General features: G+C 67.7%; 14 protein-coding genes. 7 read left to right on the forward strand and 7 right to left on the reverse strand.

The features are described 5' to 3' along the window. Positions 1-65: 65 nt before the first annotated feature. From ACNQOV_RS05005 to ACNQOV_RS05015, 3 genes are all read right to left on the reverse strand, one after another. Entirely contained in the window at positions 66-1382 is a 1317-nt protein-coding gene (locus ACNQOV_RS05005) for a fibronectin type III domain-containing protein (RefSeq protein WP_083858030.1), read from the reverse strand. A 194-nt stretch (positions 1383-1576) separates the two neighbouring features. Further along, the gene (locus ACNQOV_RS05010; RefSeq protein WP_416393624.1) at positions 1577-3421 is read right to left on the reverse strand and encodes a DEAD/DEAH box helicase; all 1845 of its coding nucleotides are present in this window, start codon (positions 3419-3421) and stop codon (positions 1577-1579) included. A gap of 176 nt (positions 3422-3597) precedes the next feature. Continuing rightward, a complete protein-coding gene (locus ACNQOV_RS05015; protein WP_416393625.1) occupies positions 3598-4074 on the reverse strand; it encodes a MarR family winged helix-turn-helix transcriptional regulator in 477 nt (158 codons plus the stop codon). Between the two features lie 110 nt (positions 4075-4184). On the opposite strand from ACNQOV_RS05015, the gene ACNQOV_RS05020 reads away from it, so the two are divergent. Together ACNQOV_RS05020 and ACNQOV_RS05025 are read left to right on the forward strand one after the other, a co-directional pair. Next, positions 4185-6287 carry an MDR family MFS transporter gene (locus ACNQOV_RS05020; protein ID WP_416393626.1) on the forward strand — a complete coding sequence of 701 codons (2103 nt, stop codon included), beginning with the start codon at positions 4185-4187 and terminating at the stop codon, positions 6285-6287. 70 nt (positions 6288-6357) lie between these two features. Next, entirely contained in the window at positions 6358-6945 is a 588-nt protein-coding gene (locus ACNQOV_RS05025; RefSeq protein ID WP_416393627.1) for a TetR/AcrR family transcriptional regulator, read from the forward strand. A gap of 396 nt (positions 6946-7341) precedes the next feature. Here the strand turns inward: ACNQOV_RS05025 and ACNQOV_RS05030 are convergent, their stop codons facing one another. Then, a complete protein-coding gene (locus ACNQOV_RS05030) occupies positions 7342-8217 on the reverse strand; it encodes an SDR family NAD(P)-dependent oxidoreductase (protein ID WP_416393628.1) in 876 nt (291 codons plus the stop codon). An 87-nt stretch (positions 8218-8304) separates the two neighbouring features. Here ACNQOV_RS05030 and ACNQOV_RS05035 point away from each other — a divergent pair, with 87 nt between their 5' ends. Next, on the forward strand, positions 8305-8877 hold the full coding sequence (locus ACNQOV_RS05035; RefSeq protein WP_402264848.1) for a TetR family transcriptional regulator: 573 nt from the start codon (positions 8305-8307) through the stop codon (positions 8875-8877). A 36-nt stretch (positions 8878-8913) separates the two neighbouring features. Here ACNQOV_RS05035 and ACNQOV_RS05040 read toward each other — a convergent pair whose 3' ends face one another. Beyond that, the gene (locus ACNQOV_RS05040) at positions 8914-9150 is read right to left on the reverse strand and encodes a hypothetical protein (protein ID WP_416393629.1); all 237 of its coding nucleotides are present in this window, start codon (positions 9148-9150) and stop codon (positions 8914-8916) included. A gap of 65 nt (positions 9151-9215) precedes the next feature. Beyond that, positions 9216-9749, reverse strand: coding sequence for a hypothetical protein (locus ACNQOV_RS05045; protein ID WP_416393630.1), 534 nt, complete (start codon positions 9747-9749; stop codon positions 9216-9218). 359 nt (positions 9750-10108) lie between these two features. Between ACNQOV_RS05045 and ACNQOV_RS05050 the strand changes: the two genes are divergently transcribed. The 4 genes from ACNQOV_RS05050 to ACNQOV_RS05065 all read left to right on the forward strand — a co-directional run bounded on the left by ACNQOV_RS05050 (position 10109) and on the right by ACNQOV_RS05065 (position 18465). Next, entirely contained in the window at positions 10109-16111 is a 6003-nt protein-coding gene (locus ACNQOV_RS05050) for an RHS repeat-associated core domain-containing protein (RefSeq protein ID WP_416393631.1), read from the forward strand. Continuing rightward, positions 16108-16338, forward strand: a complete 231-nt coding sequence (locus ACNQOV_RS05055; RefSeq protein WP_416393632.1) for a hypothetical protein — start codon at positions 16108-16110, stop codon at positions 16336-16338. Before ACNQOV_RS05050 ends, ACNQOV_RS05055 begins: the two co-directional genes overlap by 4 nt. 93 nt (positions 16339-16431) lie before the next feature. Continuing rightward, on the forward strand, positions 16432-17379 hold the full coding sequence (locus ACNQOV_RS05060; protein WP_416393633.1) for a hypothetical protein: 948 nt from the start codon (positions 16432-16434) through the stop codon (positions 17377-17379). A gap of 51 nt (positions 17380-17430) precedes the next feature. Next, positions 17431-18465 carry a hypothetical protein gene (locus tag ACNQOV_RS05065; RefSeq protein WP_416393634.1) on the forward strand — a complete coding sequence of 345 codons (1035 nt, stop codon included), beginning with the start codon at positions 17431-17433 and terminating at the stop codon, positions 18463-18465. Between the two features lie 546 nt (positions 18466-19011). Here the strand turns inward: ACNQOV_RS05065 and ACNQOV_RS05070 are convergent. Next, positions 19012-19986, reverse strand: a complete 975-nt coding sequence (locus ACNQOV_RS05070; RefSeq protein WP_416393635.1) for a hypothetical protein — start codon at positions 19984-19986, stop codon at positions 19012-19014. Positions 19987-20118 lie beyond the last annotated feature (132 nt).

Raw genomic sequence — 20118 nt, forward strand, 5'->3', positions numbered from 1 at the left:
CAGGACGCCAGGCGCGGCACCCGCTGGCACCGCGCCTGGCGTCCGGCGTCCGGTCGGGTCCGACCTCAGATCACCAGCAACCGCGTGAACGCTCCGGCGGACAGCCGCTGGGCGACGCCGCCGGCGGCGTCGAGCCGCCAGAGGCCCGGTGTCGCACCGGCACGCACGTCGATGAACAGGTCGCCGGCCTCGTCGGCGGCGCCGATCCACAGCCCGCGCCCCTGGGCCTTCACGCCGCTCGTGACCCGCTCGGCCACGGAGCCGTCGGCGTTCCGGGACACGACGCTCGTGATCGTCTTGTCCGCCGAGCAGCCGGTCGGGCTGGAGTCCGCCGGGGCGGCGCACCACTCCGCAGACTTGGCGATGAGCAGCGAACGGGTGGTCGTCGCCGCGTAGTCGAATGCGAGCCGGTCGTCGGCGGCGGTGAGCGTCGACGAGCCGGCGGCCAGGAGCACCCACCCGCTGGCGCCGGAGGCACCCGTCGCGGTGTAGTTCAGGTAGAGGTTGCCGTGGCCGTCGGCGAGGACGCCGGCGAACACGCGGTACCCCGTCTCCGGGAAGCTCCGCGTGGTGCGCGCACCCGAGGGTGACACGGAGACGACGGTGCTGTCCGCGCCCGCCCGGCCGAACGTCACCGCGGAGACCGTGCCGTCGCGTCCGACCGCCCACCCGGTCCCGGCCGAGGGGATGATCGCCCTCGGCGCGGCACCCGTCACCGGCAGCTTGGTGATCGCGCCCGTCGACGAGTCGACCCAGTACAGGTTCCCGGCGACGTCCGAGCGCAGGTCGGCGCCGAGGTGCAGCCCCGTCGCCACCGTCCGGGGAGCAGCGCCGCCCGCCGGGTACATCACGATGGACGTGCGGTCTCCCGAGGGCACGAAGACGTCGCCGACGTCGTCCGCCGTGAAGCCCGCGCCGTTCGGCGCGATCGTGGTCGGTGCGCCGGTCCCGCTGACCGGGAAGCGCACGACGGAGCCGGTGCCGTCGAGGGCGTACAGCGACTGCACGGTCCGGACCGACCCGGGCGCGGTGTAGCGCACCGAGACGGCCTTGCCCGCGCCGCGGGTCCCGACCGCACGGACCGAGAACGTGTAGGTCGTGCTCGCGGTCAGGTCGCCGAACCGGTCGGAGCGGGCGGTCGCCGGGAGTCGGTCGACGCCGCCGTCCGGCTGCTGCTCGGCGGGCGACACCGTGACGCGCCAGCCGGTGACCTTCGCACCGGACCCCGGCCGTCCCCAGGTGACGGTCGCGCTGTCGGCGGCACCGGTGACGCGGACGGAGGTGGGCGCACCCGGCACCGACGAGGGTGCGGCCGTCGCCGGCGCTGCTCCCCCGATGACGAGCGCCACCGCTGCGGCGGCGGTGACTACGGCTCTGAACACGTGCGTTCCCCTCGGTCGTCCCGTGGTCCTGCGCCACGGCTAGGGGTATCAGACCACCGCTCGGGCGCCGCGGACCCGTCGGCACGGGGATCGTGCGGGCAGCGCACGCCCTCGTGCGTCATCCCGCAAGGCAGCACCCGGACGGCGGGGCGTTCCGTGATCCGCCGCGCGGGCAGCCCGCGCCCGGTCGTGCCTCAGTGACGCGGCTTGCGCTCCGGACGGTCGTCGCGGTCGTACCGACGCGGGCCGCGGTCGTCGCGGTCCCGACCACCGGCACGCGGCCCACGGTCGTCGCGGTCGAACCGACGCGCACCACCGGCACCGCCACCGCGGCGGTCGGGCTTGATCTCGATGAGCTTGCCGCTGATGCGGGTGTCCGTCAGCCGGTCGAGCACACCGGCGTCCATGTCGGTGGGCAGCTCGACGATCGAGAAGTCCGGACGGATCTGGATCGCCCCGAAGTCGTCGCGTCGCAGGCCGCCCTCGTTCGCCAGGGCCCCGACGATCTGGCGCGGCTCGACGCGGTGCCGACGCCCGACCTCGATGCGGTAGGCGGTCATCGGCTGCGAGCGGCGCGGGCCACGGTCGGACCGCTCGCCCCGGGCGCCGCGGTCGTCGTCGCGGTCGCGGCGGTCGCCACCACGGCCGTCGCGGTCGACGCGGTTCCGCAGCTCGTCGGCCTTCGGGTCGAGCAGCAGCGGGTCCTCGCCCTGCGCCACGACGGCCAGCGCGGCGGCGACGTCGTCCGCCGGCACGTCGTGGTGCTCGACGTAGTGGGCGATGATGTCGCGGAACGCCGTGATGCGGTCCTGCTGCTCGAGCGCCGCGGTGATGGCGTCGTCGAAGCGGGTGAGGCGCGTCTCGTTGACGTCCTCGATCGTCGGCAGCTGCATCTGCGTGAGCGGCTGCTTGGTGTGCCGCTCGATCGCCGAGAGCAGACGACGCTCACGCGGGGTGACGAAGCTGATCGAGTCGCCCGAGCGGCCCGCACGCCCGGTGCGGCCGATGCGGTGCACGTAGGACTCGATGTCGACGGGGATGTCGTAGTTCACGACGTGCGTGATGCGGTCGACGTCGAGGCCGCGGGCGGCGACGTCGGTGGCGACGAGGATGTCGAGCTTGCCCGACTTCAGCTGGTTGACCGTGCGCTCGCGCTGGGCCTGGGCGACGTCACCGCTGATGGCTGCTGCGGCGTACCCGCGGGCGCGGAGCTTCTCGGCGAGGGTCTCGGTCTCGCTCTTCGTGCGGACGAAGATGATCATGCCCTCGAAGTCCTCGACCTCGAGGATGCGGGTGAGCGCGTCGACCTTCTGCGGGTACGACACCATGAGGTACCGCTGCGTGATGTTCGCGGCGGTCTTCGTCTTCGTCTTGACCGTGATCTCGGCCGGGTCGGTGAGGTACTGCTGCGAGATGCGGCGGATCTGCGCGGGCATCGTCGCCGAGAAGAGCGCGACCTGCTTGTCGTCCGGGGTCTCGGCGAGGATCGTCTCGACGTCCTCGGCGAAGCCCATCTTGAGCATCTCGTCGGCCTCGTCGAGCACGAGGTACTTCAGCTCGGACAGGTCGAGCGTGCCCTTGGCGATGTGGTCCATGATGCGACCGGGGGTCCCGACGACCACGTCGACGCCACGGCGGAGCGCGGACAGCTGCACACCGTAGGCCTGGCCGCCGTAGACGGGCAGGACGTGCACGTGCTTCATGTGCGACGCGAACTGCTCGAACGCCTCGCACACCTGCAGGGCGAGCTCACGGGTCGGGGAGAGCACGAGCGCCTGCGGCACCTCGGCGCCGGCCTCCATGCGGGACAGGATCGGGAGCGCGAACGCCGCGGTCTTGCCGGTTCCGGTCTGCGCGAGGCCGACGACGTCGCGCCCCTCGAGCAGCGTCGGGATCGTGGCCTCCTGGATGGCGGAGGGGGTCTCGTAGCCGATGTCCTTGACGGCCTTGAGCACAGCATCGCTCAGGCCGAGGTCGGCGAAGGTCACCACTGGCCCGTCGTCGAGGGTCTCAGTGGTGGTGGCGGTGTCCGTGCTCATGCGGAAACGGTATCTCGAATACGGCGTCAGCAGTGACGGTGTGGCGCGTCTCGCTCAGCGGTGACGCGCCAGCGGCACGCGAGACGCGCCGACCGAGCCTGCGAGGGAGGGCGGGGCGGGCCCGCACCGCGCCTCCCGTCCGCCCCGTGGTCACGTCCAGGACGCGTGCCGCGTCGTCAGGACGCGTCGCGCCGGTCCGTGGCGCCGATCCCGAGGACCGCGTCGGCGCGGTCGTTCAGCCGGGCGAGGAGCCCCGCGAGGGTGTGCAGCTCCCCCGTCGCGAAGGCCCCGGTGAGGTCGTCGAAGACCTCGGCGCCGGCGACGTCGAGCGTGTCGAGCAGCGTGCGTCCGGCCGGCGCGATCGAGACGAGGCTGGCGCGACCGTCCGCCGGGTCCGGTTCGGTGCCGAGGTGCCCGGACTCGACGAGCGACGCCACGCGACGGCTGATCACCGGGCGCGACAGCCCCGTGGCGTTCGCGATGGCCATCGACCGCACGGCCCCGAAGTGGTCGACCGCGCGCAGGATCACGCGTGCCGTGGGGTCGAGTCCCCCGCGCGACTCGATGAGCGATGACCGCAGGGTCTGCCGGACCCACAGTCGGTCGAGCTGCGCGCGCAGCAGTCGCTCGGCGTCGTCCCGGCCCTCGGTCATGCCGCACAGCGTAGCGGCCACATTTAGTTGCTTGTCGGAAGCAATGGATGTATCGTTGCGCGGTCTGCAAACTTTCACAGCAGGAAACACAGTACGAAGCAAGGAGCTCGATGACCGCCACCGCACCCGTCCCGGTGCAGCACGGCCGACGCGCAGCCGGGGTCCCCACGGACTCCGCCGCAGCCGGTCAGCAGCCGCTGATGACCCACCGCCAGATCCTCCTCGTGATCTACGGGCTGATGGCGGGCATGTTCCTGTCCTCGCTCGGCCAGACGGTGTTCGGCACGGCCATCCGGACGATCGGTGACGACCTGCACGGGCTCGACCAGCAGGCCTGGGTCACGACCGCGTACCTCATCACCTCGACGATCGCGACGCCGATCTACGGCAAGCTCTCCGACATCTTCGGACGCCGTCCCCTCTACATCTTCGGCATCGTGGTGTTCATCCTCGGCGCCGTGCTCTCGTCGATGTCGACCTCGATGCTCATGCTCGCCGGCTTCCGCGCCGTGCAGGGCATCGGCGCCGGTGCGCTCATGTCACTGCCGCTGGCGATCATGGGCGACATCCTCGCCCCGCGTGAGCGTGCCAAGTACCAGGGCTACTTCCTCGCGGTGTTCGGCATCTCGAGCGTCATCGGCCCGCTCATCGGCGGTCTGCTCGCCGGTTCCTCCGAGATCCTGTGGATCACCGGCTGGCGCTGGGTGCTCCTCATCAACGTGCCGATCGGCATCGCGGCCCTCGTCATGGTGCTCGTCTTCCTGCACCTGCCGAAGGTGCACGGCGGCGACGGTGCGAAGCCGAAGGTCGACTGGTGGGGCGCCACGGCGGTCATCGTCACGCTCGTCCCGCTCCTGCTCGTGGCCGAACAGGGCCGCACCTGGGGCTGGGGGTCGCCCGCCGCGATCGCCTGCTACGTCATCGGTGTCGTCGGCCTGGTCGTCCTGCTGCTCGTCGAGTCGAAGATGGGCGACGCCGCGATCATCCCGCTCAAGCTCTTCCGCTCCGGCACGTTCTCGATGGCGACCGTCATCGGCTTCCTGGTCGGCTTCGCGATGTTCGGCGCCATGCTGACCATCCCCCTCTACCTGCAGATCGTCGTCGGCCTGACCCCCACCGAGTCCGGGTTCGCGACGCTCCCCCTCGTCGGCGGGCTCATGATCGCGTCGATCACCTCCGGCCAGATCGTCGCCCGCGTCGGCCGCTACCGGATCTTCCCGGTGATCGGCACCGCGCTGGTGTCCTCCGGCTACGTCGTGCTGACGTTCATGACCATCGACAAGCCGCTCTGGTTCCTGATGATCGGCATGTTCCTCATCGGCCTGGGGCTCGGCTCGGTCATGCAGTCGCTCACCCTGGCGTCGCAGGGCTCGGTCGAGGCCCGGGACATGGGCGTCGCCACGTCGTCCGCCACGTTCTTCCGCCAGATCGGTGGCACGCTCGGCACCGCGGTGCTCCTGTCCATCCTGTTCTCGGTCATGCCGTCGAACATCCTGCACGCGACCGCGGACCGGACCGACCTGCGCCAGGCACTCGAGGCGGCGACGAACCCGACCGTGGCCACGGCGCCCGCGAACCGCGGCGTCATGGACGAGATCTGGTCGCCGATCGTCACCCCGCTCGAGCAGAACGTGCAGGCGTCGCTCGACGACGTCACCGCGCAGGTGCAGCAGGCGACCGCGAGCGCCCCGGCAGCCGTGCAGGACCAGGCCCTCGCCGCAGCGGCCGAGAAGGCCCACGCCTCGGTGCAGGACGGCAGGTTCGTCGTCGACTGGTCGGACGCCTCCGAGCGGTCGTACTGGGTGGGCGAGCTCACCCCGGCCGTCGCGAAGCAGGTCTCGGACAGCAGTGACTCCGGGTCGAGCACCATGAGCACGAACGACACCTCGTTCCTGACCGGTGCGGACAGCCGGCTCACCCGGCCGTTCATGGCGGGCTTCAACGCCTCGTCCGTGACGATCTACTGGGTCGGGCTCGGCGTGATCCTGCTCGCCTTCGTCCTCACCTGGTTCTTCCGGGTGCCGCCGCTGCGTCAGCGCTCGGCCCTGCAGGAGCAGGCGGATGCCGCCGGTGCGAAGCGCGACGCCGACGACGACCGGCTCTCCGCCGAGGACGAGCTCGAGGCCGCCGCTGGTCTCGCCGCCGCCGAGGCGGGGTCCTTCACCGGCCCGATGACCGGATCCACCCCGACGCAGCCCGCGCGGCGTCGGTGACCGACCGGGGCGTCCGTCCGCTGTCCCCCTTCGTGGACGGGCGCCCCACACCACCACCCCAGGAGCGACCGTGACCACCATCCCCGCGACGACGGCGACGGAGCCGTGCTCGCTGCGTGAACGGAAGAAGCAGCAGACCCGCACGGCGCTGCACGACGCCGCGCTGACGCTCGTCTCCGCGCACGGCCTCGACGGGGTCACCGTGGAGCAGATCTGCGCCGATGCCGACGTCTCGCCGCGGACCTTCTTCAACTACTTCTCGTCGAAGGCGCACGCCGCCCTCGGCCTCGACACCGTCGAGGTCCCGGAGGCTGCCACGACCTGGTTCGCCGCCGCCGAGGGTCGGTTCATCGACGACCTGTGCGGCCTCGTCGCCGCCACCGTGCCCCTGTCGCAGGACCGGCGCCGGATGAAGGAGCTGCTCGTGCTCCGCCCCGAGATGTCCGCGATGGTCATGCAGTGGATGGCCGAGTCCCGGCAGTCCCTGCTCGCCACGGTCGGGGCCCGGACCGACGAGCAGACCGCCCGCACCGCGGTGGCGCTCGTGATGTCCGCGCTGTCCGAGGTGGCGCACCGCGAGACCGTCAGCGGCCCTGAGGAACTCGCCACCAGGCTCCGCGCCGTCGTCGCCGAGATGGGCGCGCTGGCCGCCGCCTGACCGGACGCCCGCCTGCGTGGACCCGCAGGGCGTGTTCGGCATCCCGCAGCACTCCGCCACGGAAGCCCCGATCCTGCGTACGCTCCTGACACCGGCCGGACCCACGGCCGGGACCGCACGACCAGCCCCTGCCGCCCCGCGGCCGACGGACTCGCGTCGCGGCGCGCAACGGCGCGTGTCGCGACGTGACCACACCACGACGCACCGTGTACCCGCACGGTGCGTCGTGCACGCGAGGGGGCGGGTGCGCGTGCAGGGGACGTTTCGCGCTCACCGACACCTCACGCGCTCCCCGCCCCGTGAACTGTCGGCCAGCGCGTGACGACGGCACCGTTCGCGGACGGGAGGCGCGGTACCAGCTGGCACCGCGCCTCCCGTCCGGCGGGCGGTCACGACTCAGGCGTGCGCCAGCGGGTCCAGCTGCTCGGGTGTCGCGTCGGCCGCCTGCGTCGACCGGCTGAGCGCCTCGTGCCGCTCGTCCTCGGCCAGGAGCGCGCGACCGGCGGTCGTCCCGTGCTCGAACGCGTCCGGGCCGACGAGCAGGCGGAGCGGCGGCTCGTCCATCGCGACGACCTGCAGGACGAGCTGGGCGACGAGGTCCGGGTCGCTCGCACCGATGCTCGTGCCTCCGTGCATCCGCGCGGACACGCCGACGGTCGCCTCGTACTCCGGCCGGACCGGAGCGACCGTCATGGACGAGCCGGCCCAGTCGGTGCGCATACCGCCCGGCTCGAGGACGGTGACGTGGATGTCGAGGGGCCCGACCTCCTTCGCGAGCACCGAGGAGAACCCGCCGACGGCCCACTTCGCGGTCTGGTACGCGCCGAGCCCCGGCGTCGACATGCGGCCACCGACGGACGAGACCTGCACGATGTGTCCGGAGCCCTGCTCGCGCATGACGTGCACGGCTTCCTGGCTGAGGGTCACCACGCCGAACAGGTTCGTCTCGACCTGGGCGCGGAAGTCCTTAGGGTCGACGTCCTCGATGCTGGCGAGGTTCGCGTACCCGGCGTTGTTCACGAGCACGTCGAGCCGTCCGAAGCGCCCGACCGCGGTGCGGACGGCTGCACGGGCGGCGTCGGGGTCGGTGACGTCGAGGGCGACCGGGACGAGCTGGGCGCTGGCCGACGTCGGCTCGGTGCCGGCGATGAGGTCGTCGAGGGCGAGGAGGTCCCGGACCCCGGCGACCACCTGGTGACCGGCGGCGAGGGCTGCGGTGACGATCGAGCGGCCGAGGCCCCGCGAGGCACCGGTGACGAGGAAGACGGACATGGTGTCCTAACTGACTGGTTGGTTGACTCCCCTCATGGAACATCCCTGCTGCTCGCTTGTCAACCGTCCGGTTGATAACGTGGGCGGATGCCGATGCCCCGCGACGCCGACGCCACCCGCGCCCGACTCCTCGTCGCCGCCCGCGACGAGTTCGCGGCGGTCGGGATCGCCGGCGCGCGGGTGGACCGGATCGCCGCCGCCGCTGCGAGCAACAAGGCGCAGATCTACCACTACTTCGGCAGCAAGGACGGCCTGTTCGACGCGGTCTTCGACGCGATGGTCGCTGAGACGCTCGACGAGGTCACGATCGACGCCGACGACCTCCCCGAGTACGCCGGACGCCTGCACGACTCGTACGCGCACAGGCCGTGGGTGCAGCGCCTGGCGACCTGGTACCGGCTCGAGCGGGGTGACACCTCGCACCCGATCGACGCCGTGGTGCAGAGCAACGCCGCGAAGCTCCGGGCTATCGAGGACGCGCAGCGGGACGGACGGCTGCCGACGGCGTTCTCGGCGGCGGAGCTCCTCGGGGTCGTGATCCACACCGCTGCGCTGTGGAGTGGTGCGACACCGGAGTACGCCCGGCTGACGGACGAGGTTGGTGCGGCGCGGCGGCGGGAGGTCGTCGTGGCGACGGTGGCGGCGGTCGTGCGGGGCTGATCGAGGCCTTCGGCGCGCTCAGCCATCTGTCGACGCTCAGCCGCCCGTCGCTCCGAACGCGCCGAGCACGATGCCGACGCAGAGCATTGCGATGCCAAGGGCACGGAAGAGCGCCGTGGGGAGCCGGGCGTAACGATCGGCGGCCTTCTTGCCCTGGACGGTGCGGATCTGCCGCTGGAGGAAGTCGCGCATCTCCGTCGGGTATGCAGCAGTCGCGCATCCGATCAGCACGAACGCGCCGCCGAGGCCCCAGAGCGCCAGCGAATCAGCCATTGAGGTTCACCGGAGCAGTAGCGCGCCCAAAAGCGTCCCACCCGTCGTGCTCACTCTGGCCCCCGTCAGTTGCCGCGTCCTCGACGCAGCACGTTCTGGATCACTCCGAACCAAAAGACGCAGCCTACGAAGACGAACACGAGCCCGAGCACCCACATCGGGAAACCACGACGGGTAACGAGGTCGCGAAGCGGCGTCAGCAGGCACACCGCACCGAGGATGACGAAGACGGACGCGATGATCGCAGCTTGCACTTCTTTCCCTCGCTTGACGATCACCCGGTTGCTCCTCGTGTGCGTAGTGCTGTCGGACCTGAGACGAAACTTCGAGCTGACTGAATCAAGGCCCAGCTCGATCACGACGCAACTGATCACGATCGTTGCAGCGCCGAGAAGACGGAACAGCCGCGACGGATGGATCCGCGTCGACAGCTTTCGCGCTTTGCCGACGGAATCTCCTGGCGGGCCCTGCTTCCGTACGCCCTGCCGCGCGCAGCAGACCACATCCTGCGTCGCCTGCTCGGCACTTCTAACTGGATCGGCGATCCAGGGGCAGAGCAGATCACTTCTTACTGATCGGCGCTCTCGCGGGGAGGTCACGCAAGGCCGCCAACGGACTGCCGATAATTTATCTTAGGTCAAATCGAGCAGTCGGAGCTATCCAATCGTGCTGAAGCCCAGCGCCCCCACCTGTTCGGCCCTTGCAGTGCCAGGAACGATTCCGCCAGGTCCCCGAACACCTCCGGAGCCAGGACGGCACCTGCGGCACCACCGGGCGGACACCAGCCGCTGAACCCCAGGCTCAGAGGGGGGCTACCCGTAGGCGATGATGTTTAGCCGCCGCGGCACGATGCTCTCGGGCCGTCGAAAAAGACGCCAACTCCGTGCGCCCCGTAGTGGGGATGCTCCTGCAAGTGCACTCAGGATACGGTCAGGCTGAAAGACTCAGGGGGGAAAGCTTGGAATTCACCATGCTCAGTGCGATGTTCGCACGAGGAAGCAAGTTGCTGGTGGCCGTCACTGGAATTGTGGTTGTGGTGAGCGCGCTGCTCACCCCTGTCGCGGCGTCCGCGGCGGTCGCGGGCGGTGTCTCTCTGCAGGTTAACGACTTCGGCAGAAACTCAGACGGGTCCGCGAGCTACAACTTCGACGTCGGCGTCTCGGGATTCACCGGGCCACACTCGGCATGTGCCGAGGGATCCGGATCGTTTTCTTCCTGCACACTCACGGTCCGAGTGCGGTATCAGGACGGCACAACCCGCGAAATCGACCGAATCGGTTCCCTCGATGAAAAGGGAGACCCCTTCGCGAAGAACTACGCGTCGACCAGCAAGATGGCTCCGGTTGATGCATTCTCCGCGGAACTTTATGCGTCGACGTCGCAGGGATACTCTCAGCAGAATTCCGGCTGGCAAAGCGTCAGAGATTCGTATCCGTCGGCTGCGACCGTAGCCGCCACTTCGGCGAACTTTTCGCGCGAGCCAGACGGCAGACTGAGGTTCGAGGTGAAGGCGACCGCAGCCGGGTTCACTCAGATTGGTCGGCCGTGCCAGGACGGTTCGTCTGGTTATTACGACTACTGCAACCTCGTCGCGTACGCGCGTGGAGTCGACGGCACCACGACGACCCTCGGCTCTCTTTCACGCGTCGACACGACAGGCGACCCGGCATCGTGGGAAATCTCCGGAACGGTCGCGTTGGCTACCGTGACCGAGTTCCGCGTGGCGGTTGAAGGCTCGAAGGGCTCGATTACTACTCCCTGGCGCACCGTTGACGACAACTACCCTCGGGAGGCGTCCATCACGCTTGACTCCGTCCACGTCGACCGTGCACCGAGCGGTCAACTTCATTGGACGGCGAGCACCACTGAACGCGGGTTCACGCAACCCGGGCGAATCTGTCAGAACCGCTCGTCCGTCTACGGCAGCGACAGCTGCTCGGTCCGACTCGAGGCGAAAACGGCTGACGGCGACTTCATGACCCTCGATCAAGCTGTGATGGTCGACCATGAGGGCGACCCGACGGCTACGTCCTTCAACAGCCAGGCATCGGTCACGAAGATCTCTGCCATCCGAGCAACGTTGGCGAGCAGCAAGTCTTCGATCCATACCGATTGGGTCCCGGTATCGGATCGCTATCCAGACGCGGCCACGGTCGGATTGTCCGGGATTCACATGAGCCGGAGTGATGACGGCAGCCTAAGCTTCCGAGCTACCGCTTCCGCGTCGGGGTTCACCCAGACCGGCCGCCCCTGCGCCAATGGCAGCTCGACGTGGGGTGGGTACGCATGCTTCATGACATTGCAAGCAAAGCTCGACAACGGCACCACGGATCAACTTGGCCGTCGCGATCAATTCGACCTCATCGGAGACCCGGGCTCCTACGAGTTCAGCGGCACAACGAAGAGCGCTCGCGTTCTACAGGTCCGCGCCGTCCTGTCAATCGCCCGCGCAGACACCGCCGATGTCACATCACCATGGACTTCCGTCACTGACCCTTACCCCGAAAAGGCGACGGTCAAGGTTTCAAACCTGAGGCTTTCACGTGGATCCGACGGCCGGCTCAGCTACTCCGCCGACTTCTCCGCGAAGGGCTTCACACAGACCGGCCGCGTCTGCGAGGAGCGTTCCGATCTCTACTTCATCGACTGCCACATCTCTCTCATGGGGCAACGCCCGGACGGGTCAGCTACCGAAATCGCGCGAGCGAGTCGCGTGGACTTGAATGGTGACACAACCACAGTGCACATCGAAGGAGACGCCCGAACCGATGGCATCATCGGCACGCGCGTCGAGCTCGCCACGGACACCCGCGTAGCCACGCACCCTCCCGTCAGAACGGCTTGGACGAGCTTCACGGACAGCCTTGCCACTAGCCAAGCTGGGGGTGGGAACCCAGCGGCAACCAACTGCGGGTGCTCCCATGCAGACCCAATCAACACGGCCACCGGCGAGTACTGGCACTCCGCAACAGACCTCGACCTCCCCGGCATCGGCCCCAAAGTCGCACTCGAACGCACCTACTCCACTTCGAACGCGCCACACGACGGGGTGTTCGGGTACGGCTCTGCCTCCAACATCGACGCGAAGCTCACCATCACCGGTAACGGCGACGGCGACGGCGACGGCGACGGCGACGGCGGGAAACCGTCCGTAGTTCGAATCGACCAGGAAAACGGCGCCCAGATCTACTTCACGTTGGACAGCTCGGGAGCGTGGGTCGCGAGCACTGGCATTCTCGCTTCCCTCACACAAGACCCGACAACCGGATCATGGACATTCACGCGCAAGGGCGCCGAGATGATTGTCTTCAACGACGCCGGGAGGGTCAGTACATTCCGAGACACGTCGGGAAACGAAACCACTGTCCGGTACTCCGGCACCACAGCTACCTCAATCGTCGGGTCCGGCGGCCGGAGCATCGACCTCACCTGGTCAAACGGTCATATCACGAAGGCGGATGATTCCGCGGGCCGCTCGGTGTTCTACGCCTACGACAGCGCCGGCAACCTCGAGGTCGTTAGAGCAGTCAACAGCGTGGTGTGGAAGTACACCTACGACCCGTCGCACTACGTCACTTCCATCACCAAGCCCGGCGGCGGGCGCACCGAGAACTCGTACGACAGCCAGCACAGGGTTACAGATCAACGTGATCCGATCGGGCGTGTCACGAAATTCGCATACACCTCCGACACCACCACCATCACGGCCCCTGACGGAGGCGTGACAACGGAGACCTACGCAAACGGCGTCATCGTCAAACTGGTCGAAGGAGCCACGACCCCCGCAGCGAGGTCAACTCTCAGTGAGTACGACTCCTCGGGAAACCTTGTCAAGCAGACCGACCCCCGCGGCAACATCTCGACCTTTGCCTACGACGCGGCCGGGAACGTTCTGGTCAAGACGGACCCGCTCGGCCGCACCACGACGAACACCTACAACCGGTTCAACCAGGTCACATCGACGACTGACGGCATGGGTCGCACAACGTCCAACACCTACGACGTTGACGGAAATCTACTCAAGTCGGTCAGCCCATCCGGACGCACGCAGACGTGGACGCGAAACGCCGACGGCACTGCGGCCACATGGCAGAACGCTGCCGGAGGGGTATCGCTCTACACGTATAACAGCGCTGGACAGCAGCAAACGGTCACTGACCCCAACGGACGCGTAACGACAACCCGATACGACTCGGCTGGCCGAATCATCGGTGTGACCGCACCGGGCGTCCCCGAAGCCACACGCGCGCTGGATGCAGCGGGCAGGATCCTGTCGATCACGGATCCACGCGGGAAGGCGACGGCGACCTCCTACGACCTCGATGGGAACATCGTCGCTGTCGAGGATCCGAACAGCCGGACGACCTCAAGCACATTCGACATGGCTGGTCAACAGCTCACCACGACCGACAGCGCGGGCGAGAAGACGACGTTCACCTACGACCCGGCCGGCCGGCTGACGTCGTCAACCAACCCCGCCGGCGCGGTGACCTCAACGACGTGGACGGTGCTCGGGCAGAAGGCATCCACCACAGACGCTGAAGGTCACACCACGCTCTACGGGTACGACGCGGGCGGCAACCTCACCTCCATGACCGCCGCTGACGGCGGCGTCACCGCGAACGTCTACGACAACGCAGGACAGTTGACGACGGCCACGGACCAGCTCGGTCGGAAGACCACCTACGCGTACGACGCTGCCGGTCAGCAGGTGTCGGTCACGGACCCGGGCGGCCGCGTGACGCGCACGCATTACACCGACGACGGTGCAGCTGACACCGTCACCCTGGCTGACGCGTCCACGAAGCGCTTCACGTACGACGAGCTCGGCAACGTGACCTCGTTCACGAACCCGGACGGCAGGACCGCCCGGTACACGTTCGACGACGCCGGGCTCCGCACCGGCAAGACCGACGTGGGCGGGATCACCACTGCGTACACGTACGACTCGGCCGGGAAGGTGAAGACCTCAACCGACGGCAACGGCACCGTCACGACCTACTCCTACGACGACAACGGCAACCTCCAAAAGGTAGCCGCCGGAAGCGACGCCCCGGCGACGTACTCCTACGACGCAGTCGGCAATCGCGTCAGCATGACCGATGCCACCGGTACCAGCGCCTACGAGTACGACGCCGACGGCCGGCTCACCTCGGAGACGAACGGTGCCGGCACCCGCATCGGATATGGCTACGACGACGCCGGCAACGTCGCCAACGTCCGCTACCCCGGTGGGAAAACGGTTGACTACACGCGCAACGGGTCCGGGCAGGTCACGAAGGTCACCGACTGGGACGGGCACGCCGTGTCCTTCACCTACGACGCGAAAGGCAACCTGCAGCAGCAGACCGCCGGCAACGGCGTCACCGACACGATCGGCTACGACAGCGCCGGTCAGGTGACGTCGATGACCTCCACCGACGGCGCTGACCCGCTCGCATCGTTCGGCTACTCGTACACGGCGTCCGGTGAAGTTGCCTCCGCAACAACTTCCGGGTCGGCCGTGGACGCTCCGACGCAGCAGTACACGTACGACGCGCTCGGGCAGCTCACTTCGAGCAACGCGACGCCCTACGCGGCGACCCCCGCGGGCTCGCTCACCACCAGCAACGGCAGCACCCTCACCTACAACGGCGCGCAACAGGTGACCCGCATGACCACCCACGAAGCCGGGGGAGCGGCCGCGGCCACATCGACGTTCAAATATGACGGCGCCGGGAACCGAATCAGCTCCGCGTCTGGCTCGGCCGATGTCCACTACGGCTACGACAGCTCCGGGAGCCTCAACAAGGTGACTGGCGTCAGCGGCGACGCGATCTCGTATACCAGCAACGGCGACGGACTTCGCACGTCTCGTACAGCGGACGGCTCCACCGTGCATCTCACCTGGTCCACGGTGGGCGCGCTGCCGTTGCTGCTCGATGACGGCGCCAACACATACATCTACGGGTCGACCAGCACACCGGTCATCAGCATCAACAACCAGACCGGCGCAGCCAACTACCTGACGACGGACCTCATCGGCTCGCCCCGACTTGCAACCGACGACGCCGGCACGGTCACGGGCACCGCCAGCTACGACGCCTTCGGCAACCTACTCGGAGACGTCGGCAGCATGCCCGCAATCGGGTACACCGGAGGCCTCACCGACGCAGACACCGGACTGGTCTACCTCCGCGCCCGCAGCTATGACCCCACCACCGGGCAATTCACGACTTTCGACCCCGCCATCGACGCGACCGGCCAGCCGTACGCATACGCGGGCAACAACCCGATCCTCAACACCGATCCAACAGGCCTCTGGTGGGGATCCGACGCCATCTCGAACTGGAATTCAGGCGCCAGGACGATCGCACAGTCCTTCTCCGACTTCACTGTCAGCCCCACTGGCCTCGCGATCGGCGACGCTCTCACCCACGGATGGACGGGCAACCTCGCGTCCTTCGCCGTCGGGTTCGGAGACGGCGCGAGCTTCGGCCTCACACAGATCATCACAGAAAACGTCGCGCCGGACGGCCGCTGCATCGTAACGTCCAACACGGGCTGGTACGGCGGCGGTGTCGTCACCGGCGTGGCCGCAACGACCGTCGCGACGGCCGGTGACGGCCTTGCCGTCCGCGGTGCCATCCGCGCCGGCGCAGCCGCGGAATCACGAGTCGCCGCGATCTCCGAAGCACGTGCCCTCGCGGCGGCACCAAACAAGAACGGCCTGAACTGGGCGGCCCGCGCCTTCCAGAAGCACGGCAGTCGACCAGGTGGCTCCTTCGAACCTCTGAACAGCGGCCCTCTCAACGAACGCAACTCGAAAGCAGCGAAGCTGATCGACGAGATACTCAACGATCCGAACCTCCGCATCGAGCGCAAGGACATGGTCACCGAGTACTTCGACAGTCACGGCCGCGGGATCCGCATCGGCGTTGACAGAAACGGCAAGGACTACCTAGGACTGTTGGAACCATGACGAACTACAGCACCAAGTACGCCAGCTACGTCGGATCTCGAGATGGGGTTGGAGTCGAACTCTACGATCTGAACGACCGCCTCGTGCTCCAGGTCTATCGCGACGACGAGACACAGAAAGTTTCCGTCGTCACAATCGACGAAGCGGAGATCCCCGTGGACGTGGTCATGGGCTTCATCCAAAGCGCGCTCTCTGAACTGGCGAACTGGCCCACCGAACCGGCATGACGCGTGGTGCTTCGAGTCGTCCGCCCACCTCTGGCGGTGGCTCGAGGCCCGCGCTCCCGCCTGGCCGTCGGTCGGTCGTGCGACGATCAATCCATGGCGTCCTCGTTCTCCTTTTATGACCCGAGCTGGATCTTCCAAGGTGCCCTCAAGGCGGGCACGAGCGCCGGCTCTGCTTCGAGCAAGCTCGTCGATACGAGCAACTTCTTCAAGCGCGGCGCGTTGATCGACACCAGGTTCTTCGCCGACATGCAGCGCGAGATGATTCGCAGTAGCGGCATCGGCGCGACGATCAAGCAGCTCACCGAACCGGCGGTCCGTGCGTCAAGCGTCTTCACGGATCTCACTGCCTCGAGCCGAGTGTTCGAGCCGTACCGGCGCGAGGTCGTCGATACCGCGAAGGTCGCGTCGATCGCCGGGGCCATGCAGACGAACTTCTTCGCGAACGAGGTCCTGCGGAGCTCGGTGCTGCAGATGACAGAGACGCTCCGCCTGAACGTTGCCACGCAGTCCTTCGCGTCCGAGTTGCTGGCTCAGCAGTGGGCTCGCCCGGCGGCCCTTGTCACCCCGGCGCTGCTTGGCCAGTCCGGGACCATGGCCGACGGCCTGGCGTCGCTGTGGACCCCGATCGTGCGACAGCTGAAAGTCCTCGACGCGCTCAGCGACCTGGCCAGCTCGATTCGTACGCCTGGCCCACTTGGTCCGGACTACGCCGCCATCTCGCGGAGAGCTCATAGACTGTCGGCCGCGCTGGACGACCTGCCGCGCGAGGATCGGGATGAGATCGATCGGGCCGTCGACGCGGCTGCCGAGGCGACAACCACGTCAGCGCCTGGTGTCCATGACCAGGTTGCCGTGCTCGGACTCGAAGACTTCGCCCGACGCCACAACGTCGACATCGCGATCATCCTCGCGTTCACCGTGGGCCTTTCGTACGTCGTGTTGCAGGCCGGTGCAGGCTTCCTCGAGCCCGGCACGTTCTATGAGGCCGCGACCTATGGAGCGGGCACCTTCGAGTACGTCCGTCGGAAGCTCCGTCCTTAGCGCCGCTCCGTAAACACGCTGCTGTCGGTTCTCCTTCAGTAATCTCACGTCATGGAAGCTCCCTCCGACCGGATCGCGCATGCGATCGACGACACCCTCTCGGCGGTTGCTACGAACGCTCCAGCGAGCGTCATTACCCGTGCCGCCCTTCGCGTCGCGATCCTCCGCCAGGACGTCCTCGCGGAATTCTGGCTCCGGATGGAGGTGCAGGGCATCGACGACTCCAGCCAGCCTCGCAATCGCGAACTGCTCGCACGCCTGTCGGCCCAAATCGGCGAGGTTGAGGCCAAGCGACGGTGGGAGGTGGCGGGGAAGGCCATCTCCGTGCGTCGGACCGTGACGATCGACGGGCAGAAGGCCGTTCTCAGCCAGTCGGTCGCGGAGCTCGAGTCAGTGCTCACTTCCATGGAAGCAATCCACGACGACGAGATCCCCGCCGGGATGACCCCCCTCGACACCGGCCTGGCGTTCATCGAACGCCAGAAGGCTCGGTCGACACTGTCGATGCCCCTCACAGAACGCCGCGGGGTCCTCGAGCGCGTGAAGGACGCCGCCTACACCTACGTCCTCGACGCAGAGGCGCAGATCCTCGCCGGCGAGGTGGTGCCCGACTCCGTTGCACGTGGACGCGAGTTCGTGGAGACGGAGCTCGCAAGACGCGCACCGAAGGCCCTCGAAGCGCTCCGGGCCGCCGAGAGCCGTTCCAGCGAGAACGAGAGTGAGGCCGCCAGTCAGGCCGCGACATCGTGCCGGCGGGCGATCAAGGCCCTGGCAGATGCCCTTTACCCGCCGGGACCCCCCGTGACGGGCGTCGACGGGGTGACCCGCTCGATGGACGATGACCACTACCGGAACCGGCTCACGACGTGGGTGCACGAGCGGAAGGGGCGCTCAACACATGCCGACCTACTCGCCTCGAATCTGGTGACGTTGGGCACGCGACTGAAGTCGCTCGACGACCTGGCAAGCAAGGGTGTCCACGCGAATCTCTCTCAGGCCGAGGTTGAGTCCTGCGTTTCCTGGGTGTACATGCTCGCGGCCGACCTGCTGCGAGTAGAGGTCCAGGCCTCCAGCACTGCGCAGTGACCGCGAAAATAGCAAGCAATGCGCTTGGCCCCATCCGCGGAATGCACGGATCAACACGGACCCTCACAGTTAGTCGGGAATCCACGGTAGAGTAGTTAGCGTTCGGGAAGGCCCCGGATACAGAACCGCCCCAGCAATGCTGGGGCGGTCTGTCCTGCACAACCAGCTGACGGTCGAACTTGGCCGCTCACCGTCAGCGGAGAGGTCTCCATGGCCAGGCGCTTCGCCATGTCCATGCGGATGCGCGTCCATCGCGTTGTCCGTGTTCGTATCGAGTCTACCGTGGATGAAAACGTTACGCCAGCGCGTAAAAGTTCCACGGTAGTTATTTCGTTTATCTCTCTCGTGTTGACGACGATGCTTACGACGTTCCAGTTGTGGGACCACGTATCGTCTGCCATCACGACAGTTTTCTAAACGAAGTAGAAAGAACGGCCCGTCTCACGCTTTCTGTGAGCCGGGCCGTTCTGTTTTTCTGCTAGACGAAATTCCTGGCAGAGTTATGTTGTGTGCGGCGGATCTTCAACGGCCCCACTGCCGGCCGGTTTACGTCGTCCAGTTCGGTTCCGGTGCTGCCGTCGCGGTTGCCGTCCGGTATGACGGTTCGTACGTCGACGACGGCGTGCGCGGCCCAGATGTCGGCTGTGTGGTCCGCCGGAATGGTGACGCCGGCTTCTCCGCCCGGGCGTGCAGCCGCTCGTCGATGTCGTCGACGCGGGCCTGCGCGTCGCGGAGCAGAGCGGTGTGCGGGGATGGCTGCCCGATGCGGTGCTCGATCGCCGCGTGTTCCTGGCGCTGCTCGTCGAACTCGGCGGTGACGTTCTGCAGAGTGCGCGGGATTGAGTGGGTCTTGTTCTCGAGCTGCCGCACGACGCCGATGCTCCCCCGGTGCAGGTCATCCTGGGTGACGTGCGCGGCGGTCCGTGGGACGTCGCGGAGGGCGAGGACGAGTTCCACGCGGCGGGCGGCGTCGAGGGAGTACGCGGCGTGCACGGAGATCTCGTGGCCACCGACGCGGCCGAGGGTGAGCGGTCTGGAGCTGAGGGGTGAGAAGTACTGGACGCCGTTCTGCTGTGCCCATTTGGCGATCGCGTCGGCGGCGTCGGGCCGGGAGTCGTAGACGCGGTCACCGATCGTGATCTGGAACCGGTCCCCCGCGATGTCTTCGGTGCGTTCCGGGGCTGCCTCGAGGAGGGCCAGGTCGCGTTCGAGGGTCTGGGTGCGGGTGGTGCCGGCGTCGAGGGTGTGGCGGAGGGCTGCTTGGGCGCGGTGGTGGGCGGTCTCGCGGCGGCGGAGCTTCTGGAGGGCCATGTCGGCGTCGGCCTTTTCGAGCAGGAGCGGATTGCCGGAGGCGAGGGCTTTGGCTTCGTTGGCGGTGAGTGCGGTGTCGCCGACGTCGTCGATCTCGCGGGAGTCGAGTCGGCCGCGCATGACCTGGTTGATGAGCTGCGCCTTCCGGGCGACGGTCTGCCAGGAGTACGCATCGAACGTGCCCTCGACGACGTACCGGGTGATCGCCACTTCCGGGTTCTGGTTGCCTTCCCGGATGCCGGTTGAACGAGTCGTAGCTGACCGACGGTGCCGGCGTGAGGACGTTCTGCCCCTCGCGCGGTCGCACGGCGCTCAGTGCCGAGGTGATCGCCTCGGTGATGT

The sequence above is a fragment of the Curtobacterium sp. LFS084 genome (assembly GCF_047977705.1).
Taxonomy (GTDB): Bacteria; Actinomycetota; Actinomycetes; order Actinomycetales; family Microbacteriaceae; genus Curtobacterium.

Coding starts and splice junctions, on each gene's coding strand:
- ACNQOV_RS05010 (WP_416393624.1), bottom strand. CDS start 3,421: ATGAGCACGGACACCGCCACCACCACTGAGACCCTCGACGACGGGCCA.
- ACNQOV_RS05015 (WP_416393625.1), bottom strand. CDS start 4,074: ATGACCGAGGGCCGGGACGACGCCGAGCGACTGCTGCGCGCGCAGCTC.
- ACNQOV_RS05020 (WP_416393626.1), top strand. CDS start 4,185: ATGACCGCCACCGCACCCGTCCCGGTGCAGCACGGCCGACGCGCAGCC.
- ACNQOV_RS05030 (WP_416393628.1), bottom strand. CDS start 8,217: ATGTCCGTCTTCCTCGTCACCGGTGCCTCGCGGGGCCTCGGCCGCTCG.
- ACNQOV_RS05035 (WP_402264848.1), top strand. CDS start 8,305: ATGCCGATGCCCCGCGACGCCGACGCCACCCGCGCCCGACTCCTCGTC.
- ACNQOV_RS05040 (WP_416393629.1), bottom strand. CDS start 9,150: ATGGCTGATTCGCTGGCGCTCTGGGGCCTCGGCGGCGCGTTCGTGCTG.
- ACNQOV_RS05055 (WP_416393632.1), top strand. CDS start 16,108: ATGACGAACTACAGCACCAAGTACGCCAGCTACGTCGGATCTCGAGAT.
- ACNQOV_RS05060 (WP_416393633.1), top strand. CDS start 16,432: ATGGCGTCCTCGTTCTCCTTTTATGACCCGAGCTGGATCTTCCAAGGT.
- ACNQOV_RS05065 (WP_416393634.1), top strand. CDS start 17,431: ATGGAAGCTCCCTCCGACCGGATCGCGCATGCGATCGACGACACCCTC.